This is a genomic window from Chondromyces crocatus, assembly GCF_001189295.1.
Classification (GTDB): Bacteria; Myxococcota_A; Polyangia; order Polyangiales; family Polyangiaceae; genus Chondromyces; species Chondromyces crocatus.
Map to the genome: position 1 here is coordinate 1,136,302 of NZ_CP012159.1, position 20,140 is coordinate 1,156,441.

Annotated in this window: 17 protein-coding genes; 7 read left to right on the forward strand and 10 right to left on the reverse strand. The window is 67.5% G+C overall.

The genetic code is table 11. The features are described from left to right. Nucleotides 1-2,124, reverse strand: coding sequence for a prolyl oligopeptidase family serine peptidase (locus tag CMC5_RS04315; RefSeq protein WP_082363386.1), 2,124 nt, complete (start codon nucleotides 2,122-2,124; stop codon nucleotides 1-3). Nucleotides 2,125-2,653: 529 nt separating this feature from the next. Between CMC5_RS04315 and CMC5_RS48325 the strand changes: the two genes are divergently transcribed. After that, nucleotides 2,654-3,250, forward strand: coding sequence for an alpha/beta hydrolase (locus CMC5_RS48325; RefSeq protein ID WP_156338185.1), 597 nt, complete (start codon nucleotides 2,654-2,656; stop codon nucleotides 3,248-3,250). On the opposite strand, the gene ku is transcribed toward CMC5_RS48325, so the two are convergent. After that, nucleotides 3,242-4,285, reverse strand: a complete 1,044-nt coding sequence (ku, locus tag CMC5_RS04325; protein WP_082363387.1) for a non-homologous end joining protein Ku — start codon at nucleotides 4,283-4,285, stop codon at nucleotides 3,242-3,244. The two genes, CMC5_RS48325 and ku, sit on opposite strands and share 9 nt — an antisense overlap. Here ku and ligD point away from each other — a divergent pair. The 3 genes from ligD to CMC5_RS04340 all read left to right on the forward strand — a co-directional run bounded on the left by ligD (nucleotide 4,231) and on the right by CMC5_RS04340 (nucleotide 6,913). Continuing rightward, nucleotides 4,231-5,931 carry a non-homologous end-joining DNA ligase gene (gene ligD / locus CMC5_RS04330; RefSeq protein WP_050429228.1) on the forward strand — a complete coding sequence of 567 codons (1,701 nt, stop codon included), beginning with the start codon at nucleotides 4,231-4,233 and terminating at the stop codon, nucleotides 5,929-5,931. The two genes, ku and ligD, sit on opposite strands and share 55 nt — an antisense overlap. A gap of 118 nt (nucleotides 5,932-6,049) precedes the next feature. Then, a complete protein-coding gene (locus tag CMC5_RS04335; RefSeq protein WP_050429229.1) occupies nucleotides 6,050-6,295 on the forward strand; it encodes a hypothetical protein in 246 nt (81 codons plus the stop codon). 162 nt (nucleotides 6,296-6,457) lie between these two features. Then, on the forward strand, nucleotides 6,458-6,913 hold the full coding sequence (locus CMC5_RS04340) for a hypothetical protein (protein WP_050429230.1): 456 nt from the start codon (nucleotides 6,458-6,460) through the stop codon (nucleotides 6,911-6,913). Nucleotides 6,914-6,953: 40 nt separating this feature from the next. Here the strand turns inward: CMC5_RS04340 and CMC5_RS04345 are convergent, their stop codons facing one another. From CMC5_RS04345 to CMC5_RS04355, 3 genes are all read right to left on the reverse strand, one after another. Then, nucleotides 6,954-7,388, reverse strand: a complete 435-nt coding sequence (locus CMC5_RS04345; RefSeq protein WP_050429231.1) for a hypothetical protein — start codon at nucleotides 7,386-7,388, stop codon at nucleotides 6,954-6,956. A 162-nt stretch (nucleotides 7,389-7,550) separates the two neighbouring features. After that, complete coding sequence (locus CMC5_RS04350) at nucleotides 7,551-8,777, reverse strand: aminotransferase class V-fold PLP-dependent enzyme (RefSeq protein ID WP_050429232.1); 1,227 nt, start codon at nucleotides 8,775-8,777, stop codon at nucleotides 7,551-7,553. Between the two features lie 62 nt (nucleotides 8,778-8,839). Continuing rightward, the gene (locus tag CMC5_RS04355; RefSeq protein ID WP_245678624.1) at nucleotides 8,840-10,723 is read right to left on the reverse strand and encodes a YgiQ family radical SAM protein; all 1,884 of its coding nucleotides are present in this window, start codon (nucleotides 10,721-10,723) and stop codon (nucleotides 8,840-8,842) included. Between the two features lie 447 nt (nucleotides 10,724-11,170). Here CMC5_RS04355 and CMC5_RS04360 point away from each other — a divergent pair, with 447 nt between their 5' ends. After that, nucleotides 11,171-11,791, forward strand: a complete 621-nt coding sequence (locus CMC5_RS04360; protein WP_050429233.1) for an RNA polymerase sigma factor — start codon at nucleotides 11,171-11,173, stop codon at nucleotides 11,789-11,791. A 30-nt stretch (nucleotides 11,792-11,821) separates the two neighbouring features. On the opposite strand, the gene CMC5_RS04365 is transcribed toward CMC5_RS04360, so the two are convergent. From CMC5_RS04365 to CMC5_RS04385, 5 genes are all read right to left on the reverse strand, one after another. After that, on the reverse strand, nucleotides 11,822-13,222 hold the full coding sequence (locus tag CMC5_RS04365; RefSeq protein ID WP_050429234.1) for a trypsin-like peptidase domain-containing protein: 1,401 nt from the start codon (nucleotides 13,220-13,222) through the stop codon (nucleotides 11,822-11,824). 69 nt (nucleotides 13,223-13,291) lie between these two features. Then, entirely contained in the window at nucleotides 13,292-14,089 is a 798-nt protein-coding gene (gene truA, locus CMC5_RS04370; RefSeq protein WP_063796207.1) for a tRNA pseudouridine(38-40) synthase TruA, read from the reverse strand. 18 nt (nucleotides 14,090-14,107) lie between these two features. Continuing rightward, nucleotides 14,108-14,467, reverse strand: coding sequence for a hypothetical protein (locus CMC5_RS04375; protein ID WP_050429235.1), 360 nt, complete (start codon nucleotides 14,465-14,467; stop codon nucleotides 14,108-14,110). 87 nt (nucleotides 14,468-14,554) lie between these two features. Then, on the reverse strand, nucleotides 14,555-15,109 hold the full coding sequence (rsmD, locus tag CMC5_RS04380; RefSeq protein ID WP_050429236.1) for a 16S rRNA (guanine(966)-N(2))-methyltransferase RsmD: 555 nt from the start codon (nucleotides 15,107-15,109) through the stop codon (nucleotides 14,555-14,557). 19 nt (nucleotides 15,110-15,128) lie between these two features. Then, nucleotides 15,129-16,253, reverse strand: coding sequence for a hypothetical protein (locus tag CMC5_RS04385; protein ID WP_050435708.1), 1,125 nt, complete (start codon nucleotides 16,251-16,253; stop codon nucleotides 15,129-15,131). A gap of 215 nt (nucleotides 16,254-16,468) precedes the next feature. On the opposite strand from CMC5_RS04385, the gene CMC5_RS04390 reads away from it, so the two are divergent. Both CMC5_RS04390 and CMC5_RS04395 read left to right on the forward strand, forming a co-directional pair. After that, the gene (locus tag CMC5_RS04390) at nucleotides 16,469-18,007 is read left to right on the forward strand and encodes a metallophosphoesterase (RefSeq protein WP_245678625.1); all 1,539 of its coding nucleotides are present in this window, start codon (nucleotides 16,469-16,471) and stop codon (nucleotides 18,005-18,007) included. Then, nucleotides 18,004-20,064, forward strand: a complete 2,061-nt coding sequence (locus CMC5_RS04395; protein WP_050429238.1) for a CHAT domain-containing protein — start codon at nucleotides 18,004-18,006, stop codon at nucleotides 20,062-20,064. The genes CMC5_RS04390 and CMC5_RS04395 overlap by 4 nt, the downstream gene beginning before the upstream one ends. Nucleotides 20,065-20,140: the final 76 nt, after the last annotated feature.

The window sequence follows — 20,140 nt, forward strand, 5'->3', positions numbered from 1 at the left end:
TCAAGGCTTGTTGCCGCGGGTCCAGGCGAGCGCGAAGGCGTACTGATCGGCCCCCTTCTCGACGGCGGAGCGGACGAGATCGGCGCCGCCGTGGCCTGCGTTCTTCTCGATGCGCAGGAGCACGGGCCCGCCGGTGCTCGAAGCCTGCAGCGCGGCTGCGAATTTGCGCGCGTGCAGCGGGTCGACCCGATCGTCGCTGTCCGCCGAGAGAAGGAGGAGAGCGGGGTACTTCGTACCTGGCTTGACGTGGTGGTACGGCGAGTAGCCGAACAGCGCCTTGAACTGAGCGGGATCGTCGGCAGAGCCGTACTCGCTGATCCACGTCTTGCCCGAGCCGAACAGGTGGTAGCGCACCATGTCGAGCAGGGGGACCGCGCAGATCACGGCGGAGAACAGGTCGGGGCGCTGGGTCATGGCCGCGCCCACCAGCAGTCCACCGTTCGAGCCGCCCTGGATGGCGAGGTGCTCGGGCCGGGTGTACTTCTCGCGGACCAGGTACTCGGCGGCGGCGATGAAGTCGTCGAAGGTGTTCTGCTTCTTCAGGAGCATTCCGGCCTTGTGCCAGTCCTCGCCGTACTCGCCACCGCCGCGGAGGTTGGCGACGGCGAAGGTGCCGCCGCGCTCCAGCCACGGGTACACGGACGAGATGAAATGGGGCGAGTGCGAGATCTGGAACCCGCCGTAGCCATAGAGCAGGGTCTGCGTGCTTCCGTCGCGGGGCATGTCTTTGCGGCGGACGATGAACATCGAGACGCGCGTCCCATCCTTCGACGGAAAGAATGCTTGCTCGACGGTGAAGGGGGACGGGTCCACCGGCACCTGGATCTTGGCATAGAGCTCGGTCTTGCCGGTCTTCACCGAGGTCGCGTGGATCTCGGGGGGAGCGGTGTAGGACTCGAAGGAGAAGTAGGCTTCATCCTCGTCCGGTAGCCCGATGGGGCCGCCCACCGTGCCGATGCCCGGCAGCGGGAGCTCGCGAACGAGCTTGCCCTCCAAGCTGCGCAGCTCGACGAGGCTCGCGGCGTTCTTCAGGTAGCTGAGCGTCAGGGTGCCACCGATGATCGAGCTGCTTTCGAGCGTCGCCTCCGGGTGCTCGGCGATGACCTCTTTCCACTTCGCGCGCTCGGGCTGGTCGGGATTCACCTCGAAGACGCGGTAGCGGGGCGCGCCCTCGTCGGTGTGGACGTAGAAGCGGTCCTTGTGGACATCCACGCTGTAGTGCGCGCTCTGGCCCACCGCGAGCGGTCGGTCGGGTGACGGCTGGCCAGGCTTGCGGAGGTCGCGGAAGTACACGTCCGACGAGGACCAGCCATGGTGCACGTAGAGCAGCAGGAAGCGGCCGTCCTTCGAGAGCGAGACGTCCACGAACGTGGAGGGATCGCCCGTCCGCTCGCGGATCACGCGGTCCTTCTTCGGGTCCTCGCCGAGCTTGTGGAAGCGGACCTCGGCGTAGCCGGGCCGATCGGCGACGGGAATGGACGGGTCGGTCGGGAGCCAGACGTAGTAGAAGCCGTCACCCGTGGGGGTCCACGACGCGCCGGCGTACTTGGCGCCCTCGATGACGTCGACGGCCGACTTCTTGTTGGTGGCGACGTCGAGCACGTGCATCGTCGCCTCGTCGGAGTTGTTCTGCTGGACCTTGTAGGCGACGCGCTGCCCGTCCCACGAGGGGTGCCAGGAGCCGAGGGAGATGCTGCCGTCCTCCGACCAGGTGTTCGGATCGAAGAGCACCTTCTCTTCGCCCTGCTTCCCTTGTCGCCAGTAGATGACGGACTTCTCCTTGGTGGCGTGGCGCCGCGAGTAGAAGTACCGGCCCTTGCGGTGGATCGGAGCGGACACGCTGTCGATGTAGAAGAGTTCCTTGAGGCGGGCGGCGATGGCGTCGCGCTCGGGGAGGCTCTTGAGGACACCGCGGGTGAGGTCGTCCTCGGCCTTCATCCAGGCCTGGACCTCGACGGACTTCACGTCTTCCAGCCAGCGGAACGGGTCCGCGACCTCCACCCCGTGAAGGCGCTCCCGGATGGGCTCGGCGCGTGTGGGGGGGTAAGCGGGGCGGTCCGGAGGGATGAGGGGCGGCGGAGGATTGGAGGACACGGGCGTGGAGGAGGTCGTCGTCGTGGCCATGGTGGGGTCTGTGGACTGCCCCGCGCCGCTGCAGGCGACGGCGGAGAGGGTTAGGAGGAACGGTGCCGTACGTCGCACGGGGCGAGCATAACCGCTGGACGCCGGTCGGGGCACCGTGCCGATGGAATTGACAGGGGTGTGCTCGGGCCGCTCTGCTGATTTCGTGGGCTCGAACCAGAGAGCGCTGGCCCTCGTCGCGGTGATGTTCACGGCTTCGTGCGCTTCACCCGCCGTGGCTCCGGACCCGCAAGCTGCGCAGGTTCGCCCGGCACGGGTAGCCTCCACGGACACGGTGAGGGGGCCTGGGCGAGAAGGCACGCGGGTCGCTACCGCGCCGGAAGTCGCGCCGCGCGACGAAGATGTACCGTGCGACAAAAACGCGCCGCCCGACGAAGACGCGCCGCGTGGGGTCGAGCAGGAGCGGCCGGGCGAGGAAGTCTCGAGGGTCGCGGTCGTCCCGACCAGCGCTGTACCGTCCGCGCGAACGTTCGCGACGACGGTGCCGATCGGTACCGAGCGTCCCGTCTTCGTGACACACGGTCCGCAAGGGGAGCGACGCGCGGTGATCTACCTGCACGGGCGGTGCGGTGATCCCCATGCCTTCCACGCCTGGGACCAGGCCGTCGCGCAGCGAGCGACGGTGATCTCGATCCAGGGAGACGTGCCGTGCGAAGGGAGCCAGCGCACGACGTGGAGCCGCAGCGCCTCCGGGCTGGATCGCAGGATCTCGCGTGCGCTCACGGCAGTGAGCGCCGAGCGGGGCGCCCCGCTCGACGAAACGTCGCTCACCGTGGTCGGGTACTCGCTGGGCGCCTCGCGGGCCGAAGACCTCACCCGGGCCTTCCCGGGCCGCTACCCGCGGGCGATCCTGGTGGCCGGACCCGTCGCCCCGGAGGTCGGAAGCTTCACGGGGGGAGGTGCGGTGGTGGTGGTCGCCGGCGCTCTGGATCGTCGTGCCCACCTGCAGGAGGGGGCGGCTGCGCTGATCGCGGCGGGGGTGGTGGCGTCGTACCTGATCCTGCCTGGCGCGGCCCATGGTGCCTACGGGCCGGAAGGGGAGCGGGTGATGGGAGAGGCGTTCTCGTGGGTCTTCGAGCGCGTGCCGTCGCTGGCGCGCTCACCCTGACGTTCCGGTGCGCGCGTGCGGCCTTCGACGGCCCGTCGTCTTGCGGACCGAGGGGCGTCGTGCCGACTTGGTTGGCGTGCGGTGTGAGGCGGGCGGGGCCTCCTCCTCCTCGCTGGCTTCGGCCGCTGCGTGCTTCACCTTGCGACCCGCATGGGCCTTTCCTGGCGCGTGCTCCGCGAGGCTGCGCTTCAAGGCCTCGAAGAGATCGATGATCTTCGCTTTCGGCACCTCGGGGGCGACGGTGATCTCCTCCCCGGCCACCTTCTGCTCCATGGCCTCGACCACGCGATCCCGGTAGTCGTCACGGTGGCGCTCCGGATCGAACTCGTCGGCGGCGAGCTGGTCGATCAGCCGCTCGGCGAGATCCATCTCCGTCTGCTTGAAGGGGACCTTGCGAGGGAAGTCCACGTCCTCCATGGACCGGACCTCGTCGGCGTAACGCAGGCGGTGCATGATCAGGCCACCTTCGTAAGGGCGCAGGAGCACGAGCTGGTCACGTCCGCGCGCTCCGTGGCGTCCGACGGCCAGCCGCTCGGTCCGGGTCATCGCCTCGGCGAGCAGCGCGTAGGCGCGGTCGCCACCCTTGCCCGGCCCGAGGTAGTGCGTGTCCGAGAGGTAGGTCAGGTCGACAGCGGCCTCGGGTACGAACTCGAGGATGTCGATGCGCTCGGAGCGCTCTCCTTCGAGCTGCTCGAGTTCTCCCTCGGTCAGGGTCACGTACTGGTCGTGGGCGTATTCGTAGCCTCGGATGAGGTCTTTCCGGGCCACGACCTTCTCGTCCGTAGGGCAAAAATACTGCATGCGCACGCGCGTGCCGCATTTGCGATGCAGCATGTGGAACGACACGCGATGAGAGGTCGTGGCGGTATAGATCTTTACAGGGATGGTCACGAGTCCAAAGGAGATCGTGCCTGATCCAGTCGCACGGGCGGGCATGAACGGCATCTCTAGCGGGGTGCATGCCAGGAGCGTCTGACCCCATGAAGCTCGACGAATACCGGAGAAAACGGGACCCAGAGCGCACGAACGAGCCATTCCCAACGCCCGAGCAAGAGCGCCGAGCGCGCAAGAAGACCACGGTTCAGAAGCGCGGGACCCACGAGGGGTCGTTCGTGGTGCACCTGCATGACGCACGGCGGCGTCATTACGACCTGCGCATCGAGGTGGGAGGCGTGCTGGCGAGTTTTGCCGTGCCCCGCGGGCCGAGCCTGGACCCCAAGGAGCGGCGGTTGGCGGTCAGGACCGAGGACCACCCGCTCGATTACATCGATTTCGAGAAGGTGATCCCGGAAGGAAACTACGGCGCAGGTCCGATGATCCTCTGGGATCGTGGAACGGTGCGCTACCCGAACGGGTCGGCGGAAGAGGGGCTCGGGGGAGGCAAGCTCGACCTCGAACTCGCGGGCACGAAGCTCCAGGGAGCGTTCACCCTGGTGCGCACGGGGGGACGACGGGGACGAGGGAGAGCGGCGAAGGGGACGTCGGACGAGGACGAGAAGGGGGCCAGGCAGTGGTTGCTCATCAAGCGAAGCGACGAGTTCGCGGAGACCGACCGTGACCTGACTGCCGAGGCACCTCGTTCGGTGCTGAGCGGGCTCACCGTCGAAGAGCTGGAGGCCGGAAAAGCGCCGCCAGGGAGCCGGTCGAAGCCGGCGGCGCGTGCAGGTCGATCGGCCTCGGCATCGACGAAGGAGCGTGCAAAGACGACCCGGAAGCCAGCGAAGGCGGAGGGCGAGAAGCCGGGAAGGACCGCGAGGGAGGCTGTTCGGGCCGCCGCGAAGCGCCACGTGCCTCTGAGCAACCCGACCAAGGTGCTCTGGCCAGGAGAAGGGATCAGCAAGCGGGATCTCCAGGCGTACTACGAGGCGGTCGGTCCCCTGATGCTGCCTTACCTGCGTGACCGTCCGGTGATGCTGGTGCGCTACCCGGACGGGATCGAGGGCAAGCACTTTCACCAGTGGAGCGCGCCCCGGGGCGCGCCGAGCTGGCTCCGCACCGCCCGGCTGGAGACGGATCAGCCCTCGGAGGCGGTGGACACGATCCTGATCGACAGCGTGGAGAGCCTTCTCTACGTGGCCAACCTGGCTGCCATCGAGGTGCACACGCTGGCCGCGAGGGTGTCGGAGCTCGGGACCTGCGACTTCCTGACGATCGATTTCGACGTGAAGCAGTCCTCGCTGAGAGCCGCGGTGCCGCTCGCCCTGGAGCTGCGTCAGGAGCTGGAGGCGGCCGGGCTTCAGGGCTTTCCGAAGACCTCGGGGAAGACAGGGCTCCATGTGCTGGTGCCGCTGGGGCCGGGGATCCCCTTCGAGACGGCGAAGATGCTGGCTGACTTGCTCGGTAGGCTGCTGGTTCATCACGCGCCGGAGGCGGCGACGATGGAGCGGTTCATCTCGCGGCGGGGGAAGCGGGTGTTCGTGGACACGGGGCAGACGGGGCAGCACCGCACCCTCGTGGCCCCGTACAGCCCCCGAGCCGTTCCGGAGGGCACGGTCTCGATGCCACTCGACTGGGAGGAGGTGACACCGGCGCTGGATCCTCGCGCGTTCACGCTGGAGACGGTGCCGGGGCGGCTCGAGGAGGTCGGCGATCGGCTCGATGGGCTGCTCTCGGCGCGACCGGATGTTCCAGACGCGGTGGCGCGCCTGGAGCGCATGGCGCGAAGGAAGAGGGCTGCCTAGCGCGGCGGTGCGCGCAGGAGCCGTGCGCCAGGTCGATGCGGGGCCGTGGGGTGGATCGCTTCAATTTTCCGCAGGAGGCCTCTTCCGGGGTTCCGAGCTTCGGGTAGGCTCGCCGCTCATGGAGACCGTGATGTTCAAGCGGGTGCAGTGGTGGTCGATCCTGGGGGTGGTCGGCATGGTCGCAGGATGCGGCGGGATGTCGGCCGAAGATGCTCAGGAGCGTTGCGAGACGGAGCGGGGCATCGAGGTGACGAGCTGCGTCGACTCCGCGTCGTTCACGCAGTGCTTGAGCTGCTACGAGGAGTGTGGCGACAGCTGTCAGCGCGCGTCGGGTTGCCCGGCCGTGTTCTCGTGCCCCGAGTGATGTCCTGTTCGAGGGGCGTCTTTTTCCCCTGAGATCCTGGCCTGTCGTTCCCGTGGAGCACCGGCTTCCCGGTCACCGGCATCTCCCTCTCCAGGAGCGAGGTGCTGTGAGAGCGACGTCGTGGTGAAGGCTGGCGGCCTTCCTCGACGGGAAGGAGCCCCCATGCCAGCGGACATTCGCCAGTTCTTCGAAGGCTACGTCGATGCGTTCAACCGCTCGCTGGCAGGTCCTGTCGACAGTGACGGGATACGTCGGCATTTCGCGGAGCGGTTCCTCGCCGCAGGACCGGGAACGGTCGACGCCGGTAACAACGACCAGAGCTTCGTCGAGACACTCGAGAAGGGGTACGGGTTCTACCGGTCCATCGGGACGCGGCAGATGCGCCTGAAGGACGTGTCGGTCGTGCCCATCGACGACGCACACCAGCTGGTGCGGGTGTTCTACTCGGCGGACTACGAGCGGAAGAACTCGGTCGGCGAGGCGCCGAGCATCGTCACCATCGATTTCGACGTCACCTACGTCCTGCAGTCACGAGAGGCAGGACCGCTCATCGTCGCGTTCATCGCAGGAGACGAGATGGGGCTCTACAGGAAGCACGGGCTCGTGCCTGAGACCTGACTTCGGTACCCGTGGGCCATCGAGGGGTCCGAAGAGGAGTTCAGCGGAGATACCAGGCCCCCTCTTCTCGATCGAAGCGCAGCGGGTCTCGCTTGTGCTCGATACCGCCGCGGCCATCGTAGCGCTCCGTGGTCGCTTCCACTTCGGCGGTGTCTCCGTCGATGGTTTCTCGGCCGAGGGTGTACGAGAGCACCGTCAGCTCTTCGAGGCGGCCGATGCGGCCCTGCATCTTGTCGCGATGCTTCGGCTTGAAGCACGCCATCATGCTCTGGAGATCTCGGTTCTTGCTCGCCGTCAGGAACTCGCTGGCGATCTGGGTCGGCGTGGCCGCAGGATGACCGCAGGCTTTCGCGCCCTCGGGGAGGGTGGCCGGGGCCGTCTCGGCATCGCCGCTGCCAGCGTCGGTCGCAGCACCCGTGGAAGCGCTTCGGCAGGAAGCCGCGAGAAGGGCGAGAGCGCCCACTCGCAGGAGCATGAGGCGCGTCGAAGTGGATCGGGAGGAACGCATGCCAGCGTTCACGATAGGCAGAGGCGCCACCATGTCAACGCAGGGAGCGGCCGGGCGTGCAGCTGTAGATCCCGGCATTTCGGGGAGAACCTGGCGTGAGGGCGTGCGCTTGCTGGAGGATTTTGTGGCTCAGCGCGAGCGCACGCGCGTGAGCGCCTCGTCGAGGCTGTAGACCACCTGCTCGGCCTCATCGAGGGCGTTGGGCCAGTGAGGTGAGAAGCGCAGCGCGCCATCGGGGGTGGCGCAGGTGATCCCGAGCGCATCGAGCTCTGCGCGCAGGAGGGGGATGGCGACATCGGGAGGTGGTAGCGCCGACAGCGTGGCAGAGCGTCGCGATGGGTCCGCCGCGCGCAGGCTCTTGAAGCCCCGTTCGACGAGGGCGGGCTCGAGCACGTCGTTGAAGGCGTTCGCATGCTCGTGGATGCGCTCGACGCCGATCTGGACGATGAGGTCGAGAGCGGCTTCGAGGCCAGCGAGGCCTCCGGCGTTGACGTTGCCCCCTTCGACGAAGTCCGTGCGGCGGCGAATCGGTCGGTCGTAACGGAGGCGGTCGGGGCCCTCGAAGAGGAAGCTCACAGCGTCTTCGTGGCTCAGCCAGCCAGCGACGGTGAGGCGGAGGGCGGCGAGGCGCTCGGGGCGGATGTAGATGAAGCCGCAGCCTTCGAGGCCCATCAGCCACTTGTGGCTGCCGCAGGCGAGGTAGTCGATCTGGGCGGCGTGCACGTCGACGGGAACGGCGCCACAGGCCTGGACGGCATCGACGGCCAGAGCGGCGCCATGGGCACGACAGAGGGCACCGATTTCCGCGAGAGGCATGCGGAGTCCTGTCTGGAACTGCACGGCACTGACGGCGACGACGCCGACACCGCGCAGCAACTCGGCTTCGAGGCGCGCAAGTCCGTCGCCGTCCGGGGAGAGGAAGCCGTCGAGGGGAAGGAAGACGGGCTCCAGGCGGAACTGCTCGGCAGCGCGAAGCCAGGGCGTGACGTTGGCCGGGAACTCCCCCGTGAACAGGACGATCCGATCGCCCTCACGCCACGGGTGACAGAGCGCGAGCGCGGTGATGCCAGCTGTGGTGCTCTGCACGAAGCCGATGTCGGCCGCGCTGGCGCCAACGAGCCGACCGAGCTTCTCGCGGAGGCGCAAGCGCTGGGCGTGCCAGCGGGGGTAGGCGCCAGAGCCATGCTTGGCGTAGTCGTCCAGGTAGGCGATGACGGCCTGGCGCACGGGCTGTGACGGCGCGCTGATGCCGGCATGGTTGAGGAAGACCAGCGGAGCGAGATGAGGAAAGAGGCTCCGGTCTCCGAGCCGGGCAGTGTACTTCGGCGGCGGCGCGATCTCGGCGTTGTGACGCATTCATCCTCCAGCGGGGATGTCTGAGGGAGGGCGGGGGTCGAGGGAGCAAGGAGCGTGGAGGATCATCGCGGCCGCGCCGGGCGGTTCCCCTCGCGTGCTTTACGCTTGCCGGCTTCGGCGGGGCTGCCGCCACGGGCGCGTCTCATGTGAATGGGCAGCGCGCCTTTGCCGGATGCGGGAGGGACGAGACAGTGGGGCTTGGTGCCGATCAGATCCCGGCGCCCTGCCTTGAGGAGCGCCTCGCGTGCCTCGTCGTGGTGGGCGGGATCCCAGTAGAGGAGGAGCGCTTTCTGGAGGCGTTTGTCCCGCATGTCGTGGGCGGTGTACACGGGCTCCCGGGTGAAGGGGTCGATGCCCGTGTGGTACATGCAGGTGGCCATGGACATCGGGGTGGGGATGAAGTCCTGGACCTGGCGGGGGCGCATGCCGTGCTCCTTCAGGTAGATCGCGAGATCGACCATGTCCCGCAGGGTGGCGCCAGGGTGACCCGAGATGAAGTAAGGGACGAGGTACTGGTCCTTTCCCGCGGCGTCGCTCGCGCACCGGAACTGCTCGACGAAGCGCTCGTAGCTCTCGATGCCGGGCTTCTTCATCTTGTCGAGCACGTCTTTCCTGCTGTGCTCGGGGGCCACGGAGAGCTGTCCGCCCGTGTGGTGACGGGCGAGATCGCGGACGAACTCCGGCGAGCGCTCGGCGAGGTCGTAGCGGACGCCGGAGGCGATGAAGACCTTCTTCACGCCGGCCTCCTCGCGCACGGACTTCATGATCTGGAGGAGTGGGCCGTGGTCGGTGCCGAGGTTTTCGCAGACGCCGGGGTAGACGCACGACAGCCGGCGGCAAGAGTTCTCGATCGCCTCGTCCTTGCAGCGCATCTGGTACATGTTCGCCGTGGGGCCGCCGAGGTCGGTGATGACCCCGCGGAAGTCGTCCATGCGCCGGAGCGCCCGGACTTCCCGGAGGATGCTTTCCGCCGAGCGAGACTGGATGACGCGACCTTCGTGTTCCGTGATCGAGCAGAAGGTGCAGCCCCCGAAGCAGCCGCGCATGGTGACGATGGAGTGCTTGACCGTCTCGAAGGCGGGGATGGGCGCCTCGTACGTCCAGTGCGCCGCTCGGGCGAACGGGAGATCGTAGAGTTCGTCCATGAGCGGCGTGTCGAGCGGGATGGCCGGCGGATTGAAGTAGACGGCCTCGGTCCCGTGCGGCTGGAGCAGGGGCCGCGCATTGCCCGGGTTGGTCTCGAACTGGAACGCACGGGACATCTCGGCGAAGGCCTGCTTGTCCGCCTTGACCTCGTCGTAACTGGGGAGGATGACCGTCTTGCCATCGGTCACGTAACGTGAAGGTTCGATGTGCTCCCACTCGCCCTTGCGGAGGGAGAAGGCGGTGCCTCGGACGTCGCGGATGTCGCGGATCGTCTCGCCTTTGCGCAGCCGCTCGGCGACTTCCCATACGGCACGCTCACCCATGCCGAAAATGAGCAGGTCGGCTTTGGCGTCGAGCAAGACGGAGCGGCGTACCTGATCGGCCCAGTAGTCGTAATGGGCGATGCGCCGCAGGGAAGCCTCGATTCCGCCCAGAATCAGGGGGACCCCAGGAAAAGCCTGGCGGCAGAGGTTTCCGTAGACGATGGCGGCCCGGTTGGGGCGCAGGCCGACCTCTCCCCCCGGCGAGTACTGGTCTTCGCTCCGGATCTTTTTCTGAGCGGTGAGCTTGTTGAGCATCGAGTCGAGGTTGCCCGCCGTGATGCCGACCATCAGTCGTGGAGGGCCCATCCGGAGCAGGTCACTCGTGTCCTGCCAGGAAGGCTGAGCAATCATTCCGACCCGGAAGCCGCGGGCTTCGAGGAAGCGGCCGATGAGGGCTCCGCCGAATGCGGGGTGGTCGACGTAAGCGTCGCCATTGACGATCAGGATGTCGAGGCTGTCCCAGCCCCGGGCCTCCATCTCTTCACGCGTGGTGGGAAGAAAGGTGCGGAGATCGCGAGGGCGGGCACGAGCGTTCTTGCGGAGCTGGACGAACTGCACTGCGGAGCCACTGTAGGTGGCAGGACGATCCGCGGCAAGCAGCACGCCGAGAGCGAGCGATCCGGAGGGAAGACGGAAAGCTCAGCCTCGCTGGCTGGAAGAAATGATGTCGACTTGGCCTCAACAGAGCGGGTCTCCAGTAATCCGCGAGCTATGGGTTCTCGACGCGCCCATGAACGAGAATCGTGGGTTCGTGAGAACGGACTGGGGATGCCTGCCGAGTGCGTGGAATGACGGATCAGGGAGGAATGGGCCACGTAATTCTTTCAGGTGAAGGCCACGTTGGACTCTGCTCCCCAGCCACGGCGACCGGGTTGGGATACCATTCAGGCAATCGGCGTTCCCTTTCTCCGGAAGACCCTCCGGATGCTCGGTGTCACCGAGCCGGACTTCGACGAGGTGTTGCAGGAGGTGTTGCTCGCCACGTTCACCGCACTGCAGCGGTTCGACATCCATCGAGGTGCGCGTCTCGCCGGTCCGGACGTAGAGCCAGAGCCGCCGTCGGGCGCTCCGGCGCTGGCGCGGCTCCGGCAAGGAACGTCCTGGGGGCCTCTGCAGGGGTGGTTATTCGGTATCGCCTGGCGTCAGGTGAGCCATTACCGAGAGCGTGCTCATCGCCGTCGTGAGGTGATGGTCGGGCTGCTCCGGAAGGACGAGGGAAATGCGGCGCTCGCGTGGAATCCGGAGGAGGAGCTTGGGAGACGCGAGAGCCTGGTACGATTCGGCGCCGTGCTCGAGCGGCTCGATTTGCATCGACGGGCGGTGCTCGTGTTGCACGATCTGCTGGACTTCAGCATTGCCGAGATCGCCGAGGAGCTTGGGCTGAATCGTAACACGACGCAAAATCGGCTGCGTGTCGCCCGGGGTGAGTTCGAGGCCGCCCTGCGGCGGCTGAATGACGAGGAGTGGCAAGCGCTTGCGCTGAGCGGCGTGCCGATGCGCAGAGGTCAGGCGCCCCGGCGAAGGCGGAGAAAAGGCTCGTCATGACAGGAAGGTGGGGCGCGAAAGCGGCGTGGATCAGCGGCGGACGGCGGTGTAGAACGTGGCGCCAGGGCGCTGGATCCGCAGGAGCAAGCGACCGTCGCGCGTTGCCGCCTCGACCTCCGTGGCCGAAGGGTGTGGCTTGCCATCGGCTTCGAGGATGATGTCACCCGGGCGGATGCCAGCACGATCCGCTGGCGAGTCGGTGGCGACGCTGCGGACGCGCACGACGGAGGCTTTGGCTCCCTGTGGGGCGCGCGGGTCCGCGGCCTCTTGCACCGAGAGGCCGAGACCAGGCTGCTGCGATGCGGCTCGTTGCACGGGGAGGATCGGAGGGGCTGGTTCGTTCCTCGATTCGAGGGTGACCTTCGTCTGGTAGCGCTTGCCGCCGCGGAAAACGTCGAGGGTGACGACCTCCCCTGCATCATGGAGGAAGACCTCCCGGATGATGTCCTGTGCGTCACGGACCGGCTTGCCGAGGATCGCTGTGATGATGTCGCCAGGGTTCAAGTTGGCTTTGGAGGCGGGGCCGCTGGGGCTCACCGTGTTGATCAGCGCGCCCATGGAGGGGGCAGCGGGAATCTCGGCTGCGATTTCCGGCGTGAGGTCTTGGAGGCCGACACCGATCCAGGTGCGGTCGACGCGGCCCGTCTTGAGCAAGAGGTCGGCAACGCGGCGGGCCATGATCGAGGGAACGGCGAGTCCGATGCCCTGGCCCCGGCTGACGATCATGGTGTTGATGCCGAGCACGCGGCCCTCGAGGTCGACGAGCGGACCGCCGGAGTTGCCAGGGTTGATGCTGGCGTCGGTCTGAAGGTAGTCCTCGACGGCGTTGATTCCGACGCCTCCGCGCCCCTTGGCGCTGAGGACGCCGGTCGTGACCGTGTATCCCAGGCCGAACGGTGAGCCGATGGCGACGACCCAGGAGCCGACGCGTGCGGCGTCGCTGTCGGCGAAGTTGGCGGCTGGCAAGTTGCGGGCATCGATCCGGAGCAGCGCGAGGTCGGTGGAGGGATCGCGTCCGACGAGGCGCGCCCAGAACGTGCGGCCATCACGAAGGCGCACGGTGATGGCGCGAGCGCCGTCGATGACGTGGTTGTTGGTGAGGATGGCGCCATCGGACGAGTAGATGACACCGGAGCCGACGCCTCGTCGCTCGCCTCCACCGCGGAACCAGCGCAGGGGTGAGGACGTGTCTTCTCCCACCGCGACCTCGATCTGCACCACCGAGGGGGCGACCTTGTCGACGACGTCGGCGAAGGCATCGCCCAAGCGGCGGATGTCTTGGAGGGGTCCGGAGACGGTGCTTCTGGTGGGAGCAGCGAGGGGAGGAGGGGGCGCGGCGGGGCGCTCCGGGGCGCGCTGCGCGAGGGTAGGCGCAGGAACGGCAAGAGGAAGAAGGAAAGCGAGGGAGGTGACGAAGCGGCGGGCAGTCATGCTTCCTCCAGCAGCGGAAGGTCGGAGCGGGGGCGCAGCGGCCGTGCAAGTGGGGGCAGTATGGCGGGTTCAAGCGTCGTCGGGCCAGGCCTCTGTCCCTTCATCGCGCAGGTGGACCCGCTCGAGGCGCAGACCGTCCGGGGGCGCCGTGATGCCAGCATCACGGCGGTTGCAGGAGGCAAGGGCCCGACCGATGGCTCCCGGTGCGAGCCGGCCACGCCCGACGTCGACGAGGGTGCCTACCAAGATGCGGACCATGTTGTGCATGAAGGCGCTCCCTTCGACATCGACACGGAGCAAGCGAGGATCGCCGGGATCCTCGGTGATCTCGACGCGAGAGAGGGTGCGTACCGTGTTCGTCCGCTCGTCGGCGCTGGTGCGGAAAGCCGCGAAATCGTGGGTGCCGACGGCCAGGGCGGCTTCGTCGCGGGCTCGTTCGAGGTGGAAGTTTCTCAGGTCCTCCAGACGCCAGGCGCGGCCGCTCCAGAAGGGGTCCCGGGCGCGATCGCGCATCAGGAGGTAACGGTAGTGTTTCCCCAGGCTCTCGAAGCGGGGCACGAGGCCCGGGCGGACGAAGGCCGCCCGCCGGATGGCGATCTCTTCGGGTAGATGGCGCGCGATGGTGTGGACCCAGCCACGCGCCGGGAGGTTGGCGGTGGTGTCGAAGGCGATCCGCTGCCCGAAGGCATGCACGCCAGCGTCGGTGCGGCTGGCTCCGCGGACCTCTCGCACGCCGGGATCCACGGCCCGCACTGCGCCGAGCAGCTCGCCTGCGACGGTGCGACGGTCGGGCTGGAGAGCGAAGCCAGAGAACGGGCGTCCGTCGTAGGCGACGGTGAGCAGAACGCCGCGCGTCGCGTCGGTCATCGTGTAGTTCGGATCAGCTCAGAAGGAATCGCCACCAGCGCTACCGCCGCTGCCGCCCGACCCCCCGGAGGAATGACCGAAGCAAGCAGCGGTCTTGCTCGTGCGCACGCCGTAGCCATACAGGCATCGCACCTGCCAGCACTCGAAATCGGCTTCGCCGACCGAGGACGGGGCGTCGCTCCGCTCGCAGCAGTTGGCCGGCTCGCCGTCAGGGCAGGTGGCAAACTGCTGGCAGCCTTCGGCGGAAGGGGTGATGCCGTCTTGTCCGACGTTGTTCTCGCAGTCGAGGGTCGTCCCTTCCGAGCCGCAGGCAAAGCCGAGCGACCCGAGGGCCATCGCAGCCAGAAGAAGGGCGGGCGGGGTGGCGAGCCTGCGCATGATGAATTCCTATTGCTTGCGCGCCGCGAGGGGAAGAGGGGACGTGCGTTCGAGGGGGCATCGCCCTGCAGTGCGGGCCAGGCGGAACTACGACGAGACTGGCAACGTGTACAGGGAGATGGCGGTGTCACCATACGTGCGGGCAGCGCTCAGCGTGAGGCCGGCAATGGCTGGGGGGGTATCCCGGCGTGCATGCTCCAGGACGACGCGGCTGTCCGGCACGAGCAGGCCGAGGTGCGCGAGCCGCGCCGTGACGTCCACGGCCGCGTCGAGCTCGGCCCACGGAGGATCGAGGAAGACCAGATCGAACCTGCTCTCCGGGGTGAGGCGACCGAGGGCGCGCTCTGCGGGCAAGGGGATCACGACGGCCAGGCTGTCGAGGCCGAGGGAGGAGAGGTTCTCCCTCAGGGCGGTGAGGGCGGGGCGCCCACTTTCGATGAAAACGGCCCGATCGGCGCCGCGGGAGAGGGCCTCGATGCCCAGGGCGCCAGTGCCCGCGTACAGATCACAGACGACGAGGCCGCCCACATCGCCGAGTGCAGAGAACAGCGCCTCGCGCACCCGGTCCGTGGTCGGGCGGGTCGAGGAGCCGCGAGGAGCCGTCAGCCGGCGGCCTCCGAGTCGGCCCGAGATCACCCGCATCGGGCCATGGGGGGGGTGATCACCAGCGGTACGTCGCGCTCAGGCGGCCTGATTCCAGGCCCACGGAGGGCTGGAACGTCCACCCTGTGGTCGACGCGGCTGGTGAATCGCCGCTGGTGGCCAGCAGGTACACCCCGGCGCCTGCAGACACGGCGGCGAGCGGGAAGAAGATGGCCTGCATGAGCTCGAAGGTGCGGGCCTTGTCGCAGGCCGACGCCACGTGCTGCGCGTCGGGGCTGTTCCCCTGGCGCGCGGTCTCACACATGTTGCCGGTCACGGTGGAGCGGTAGGCGTCGACTTTCTCGTCGGCGATGGTGCTGTTCACCTGGAAGACGCTGACCAGACCGACGGCGCCGAACGCCACGCCGGCGCCGATGCCGGCGAAGCCACCGATCTTCCGCCAGTTCAGCGGCTCGCTGGATGCCGTCGGGACCGGCGTCAGGGTGACGTCTGCGGTGCCTGCCGCCTTCACGACGACGGCGGCTTCGGAGTCGAAGTGGCCCGTGGACTTCACCAGCACGCGGTGGTTGCCAGCGGGGATGGGGAAGGTGCCTTCTCCATTGACCAAGGCGCCCGCCGGCTGGCCGTTGATGAACACCTGGCCGGTGATGTTGCCTGCCTTGATGTGGATCGAGCCCTTGGGGGGGCCTCCGGTGAGGGCCTGAATCGAGTCCGCAGCGACCCGGCGGAGGGACTCGTCGTTCGCCTCCGTGAGGTTTGCGCTGTATTCGATGGGGGTGCTGGTGGTGCCCTGCCCGCGAACCCAGAGGTGAAGCTGGCCGACGACGCTGGTGCCCTTCTGGGTGACGTTGCCCCAGATATAGCGATCGGCCTTGATCTGATCGGCGATGCGTGACTGACAGCCCGCGTCGGGAATGTCCGTGCACTTCAGGCTGAGCGTCAAGACCTCGAGCGAGTAGTCCCCTTCGGCGAGAGACCAGCCCGGCACTGTCTTGAGCGCGGCACGGAGGGCCTTGGTGAGTGCCTCGGCCTGGTCGTAGGCCTCACCCGTCTGGATGGCCACAATGTTGATGGGGACCGTGTCCGGCCCGGGCTCGTCCGCGAATGCCGGAGCCGTCGCGGCCAGGCTGGAGGCGAGGACCAGCGAGGCGACGAGGCCTGTTCTCTGAGCGCGCTTCATCATCAGGATCGGATCCCAGCTCGGGTTCAAAAGACACGTTACCTGGCTCCCCGCCACGAACGCAATCTGACGACGGGGGGCGGCAGGAGGAAGCGCCGAGGCAGATCGCGGTCACCACGGGGTTCGTTGGGCGCACCTCACTGTCCAGGTGAGGCTGGTGTGCGAGCGGCGCGTGCTACCCTGCGCGAGGGGGCGTTGACCGCGCCGCAGAACCCATGATGGACGCGCTCGACCAAATTCATGTCGTTTCTGATTTGCATCTGGGGGGGATCCCTGGACACCAGATTTTCAACCAGGGGCACGCTCTCGCGGCCGTGATCGACCATCTCGGTCGCGAGGCCAGGCATCGACGGGTGGGGCTGGTGTTGAACGGCGACATCGTCGACTTTCTGGCGGCGGAGGGGGCGACCTACCTCGATCCCCTCGGTGCGGTGGACAAGCTGGAGGTGATCTTCGACGACGACGCCTTCAAGCCGGTGTGGGACGCCCTCGCGCGCTTTGTGCTCGGCCCGGGCGCGGTGCTCGTCCTGGTGCTGGGCAACCACGATGTGGAGCTCGCACTGCCCGAGGTGACGGAGAGGCTGGTTCAGCGGATCGCTGGCTCCGACGAGGCGGCGCGGAGCCGCGTGCGGCTCGGCATGGATGGGAGCGGCTACGCTTGTGAGATCGGCGGGCGACGGGTCCATTGCGTGCACGGCAACCAGGTCGATCCGTGGAACCCCGTGGATTTCGCCGCTCTCGGCAAGGTCGTCCGTGCCATCGAGGCAGGTGAGATGCCGCCGAGGTGGGAGCCCAACGCAGGGACTCGGCTGGTGGTGGACGTGATGAACGACATCAAGCTGGACTACGCCTTCGTCGACCTGCTCAAACCCGAGAACGTGCCCGTCCCCGCCGTGCTTCTGGGATTGCCGGCGAAATACAGGACCTCTCTCTTTTCGTTCGCGAGGATCGCGGTGCGGCGCCTTTACGACCAGGGGCGGCTGTCTGCCGGCTTCCTGGGTGGGGGAATCGACGAGGGGATGGCGATGGACCCGATCGATGGCCAGCGAGCACTCGATATCCTCACGAGGCCAGAGATATGGGCGGCCGGGACCCGCAGTGGGTCGAGCACCACGGCTGAAACGCCAGTGCGTCCCGTCGACTGGCTGCGTCAAGCATGTGAGGACGACGCTGCGGGACTGCGCCCTACCGACGTGGTGTTGACGGGTGGGGATGAGAGACTGGGTATTTCTCGCATCCTTCTGGACCGGGCACGAGGGCGCGACGCAAGGGAGAGCTTGCGGGATGCGCTTGCTCGCTACCTGAAAGATGATCAGAGCTTCAGCTTCGGGGCCGAGGACGAGACGTTCGTTGCTCTGGACAAGAGCGTGGGCGAGGCGGACTTCCTGGTCGCCGGTCATACCCACCTCGCTCGGATGATCCCTCGTCGGGCTGCGTCGGGGTTCTATTTCAACAGTGGGACGTGGATTCGGCTGATCCAGCTCACCGGGAGCATGCTCACCCAGGAGGGCTTTACACCGATCTACGATGCGCTGCGTGCTGGCTCCCTGGAGGCGCTCGACGTGATCCCGCAGCTGGTGATGCAGCGGCGGACCGTGGTGTCCATCTGGGCCGAGGGAGAAGAGGTGGTGGGGGAGCTGCGGGCTGCGCTTCCGGCTCCGTCGCCTGGCCATGACCCCAACGAGGCGCCGTGGCGTCCCGAGCCAGGGACCCGAGTCCGTCTTCCTCGTACCGAGAGCACGCAGGTCACCCCATGATTCGCACCGTCACCCTCGAGTTGCTGCGTCATGGACCGGCGCACAACCAGATGCTGTCACCCCTCACGCCCTATCTTGCGCTGTGCGGCAATCATGATGCCGAGACCGTGCAGGTAGGGTTCGAGCATCTTCAGCTGATGCGCCGCATTCGGGCCCTCCGTTACGAGGAGGGTTCGCGTCAGGCGCGTGCTGCGCTCTCGGAAGCTGCCGATGAGGTTGCACGGATCATTGCGGCCATCCGGTCGCTGACTGCCGAGCTCTCGTCAGCGCCCCGAGGTGATCGGCGGCTGGTGCATCTGCGGCTCGTCCTTTCAGCGTCGGAGCTGTCGCTCCTGCCCTTCGAGCTCGTCACTGCGCCGTCCGGTTTTCCTGGGCAAGGGCAGCCGCTCTGTCTACAGACCGTCGCCCCCATTGCGCTCACCCGTGAGGTCCGGCGCGTCTCTGCATCGACTGTTCGCTGGCCTGCTGCGCCGCGGATCTTGGTGGTGGCGGCTGGGCCCCGGACGGCGCGCGGCGTCGACGGTCGACCAGCGGCACCGATCCCGCTTCGGGCCCATCTGCTCGCGATCCGGCGTGCCCTTGCGCCGTGGCTCGTCAGCAGCTCGCCCGAGGAGTTCAGTCGACACGTCACCGTTCTTCCTGAGGCCACGCTCGCAGAGGTGCGCGACGTGTGCGCCGCGGCGACCTTCACGCACGTGCATATCCTTGCTCATGGCTACGGCTCCGAAGAGGATGGCGAGCTGCGTTACGGGCTGGCCTTCCACAAAGACGAGAACCGAGAGCTGGTCGATGTGGTCTCCGGGTCCCGCCTGGCGGCTGCGCTTCGTTGCCATCCGCACTCGGCAGAGGGCACAGAACTGGCTTCGCCCACCGTGGTGACCGTCGCGAGCTGTGACAGTGGCAATGTAGGCTCGGTGGTCGCGCAAGGGGCGAGCGTTGCTCACGAGCTGCACGAGGCGGGGATTCCGTTGGTGCTGGCGTCTCAGTTTCCTCTCTCGGTGCGCGGTTCGGCGATCCTTGCCGAGGTCGTCTACAGGCGACTGTTGCGGGGGGACGATCCGCGCCTGCTCGTTCACGATGTCCGGCAAGAACTTCACGTCACGTGTCCAGACACCCACGACTGGGCAGCGGTGGTCGCCTATGCAGCCCTTCCGGCGGACATCGAGGCGCAGGTCAAACAAGCGCGGTTCCAGCGGGCCCGCAGGGCCGTGGACACGGTGATGGCGCGGCTCGATCGGACACAGACCCCTTCGGATGCGGACCTGCGCGATCTGGAGGAGGTGATGCGCTCGTTCGAGGGGGCCGTCCCCGACGAGGACACGCCTGCAGAGCGGGTGCGAGCCTACGGGTTGCTGGCGAGTGCAAAGAAGCGTGCGGCGTTGCTGTACTACGGCGACCCTCCATGGCCGTTGCTCACGCGAGGGGGGCAAGTCGCGGCGATCATGGCGCGTGCTGTTCCAGGTGGCTCGTTGCCTCCGCCTCCGGTCCCCGAGCACCGCGAGCTTCCCGATGGTGAATCGCGGGCGCTTCGAGCGCAGCTGGCAAGCAGGACGGCCCTGGAGGAAGCGCGCAGTTACTACATGAAGGCCTTTCGCCTGACGGCCAACGAGCCTTGGTCTGCCGTCCAGTGGCTTGCACTCACTGCCGCGCTCGATCCTCTCGATGACGAGCCGGCGCAGCAGTCGTTCTTCGATCGGTGGACGGCGGCTCGCGTCATCGCAGAGGACAACCTGACGTCTCCGTCGATCCAGCAGGTCGTGTGGGCGCATAGCGCCCTGGTGGAGCTTCACGTGCTCGCGCAGGTGTTCCCGGAGGGGAGCCAGGCGCAACGCGATGGGGAGGCCAAGGCGAGCCGCTACGTCGACGACCTGCTCATGCTGGTGGCTTCAGACCCCTATCCCAACGCGCGCTTCGATGCTTACTCGGTGCTGCGCCAGCTCTTGCGCTACGTGGAGTGGTGGTGGCGTGAGCGGCCCGCCCTGCGCGCTCTGCCTGCGCGGCTCGCCGAGCGGATGCGGCTGCGCGGTGTGCGGGTACGCTGGGAGTTCGTGGACTGAGCGAGGGGCCAGAATCGTCCTGGCGCTGCCCCGCGCAGATCTCCTTGCGCTCGGGCCCTTGGCGGTGTTGGTTTCG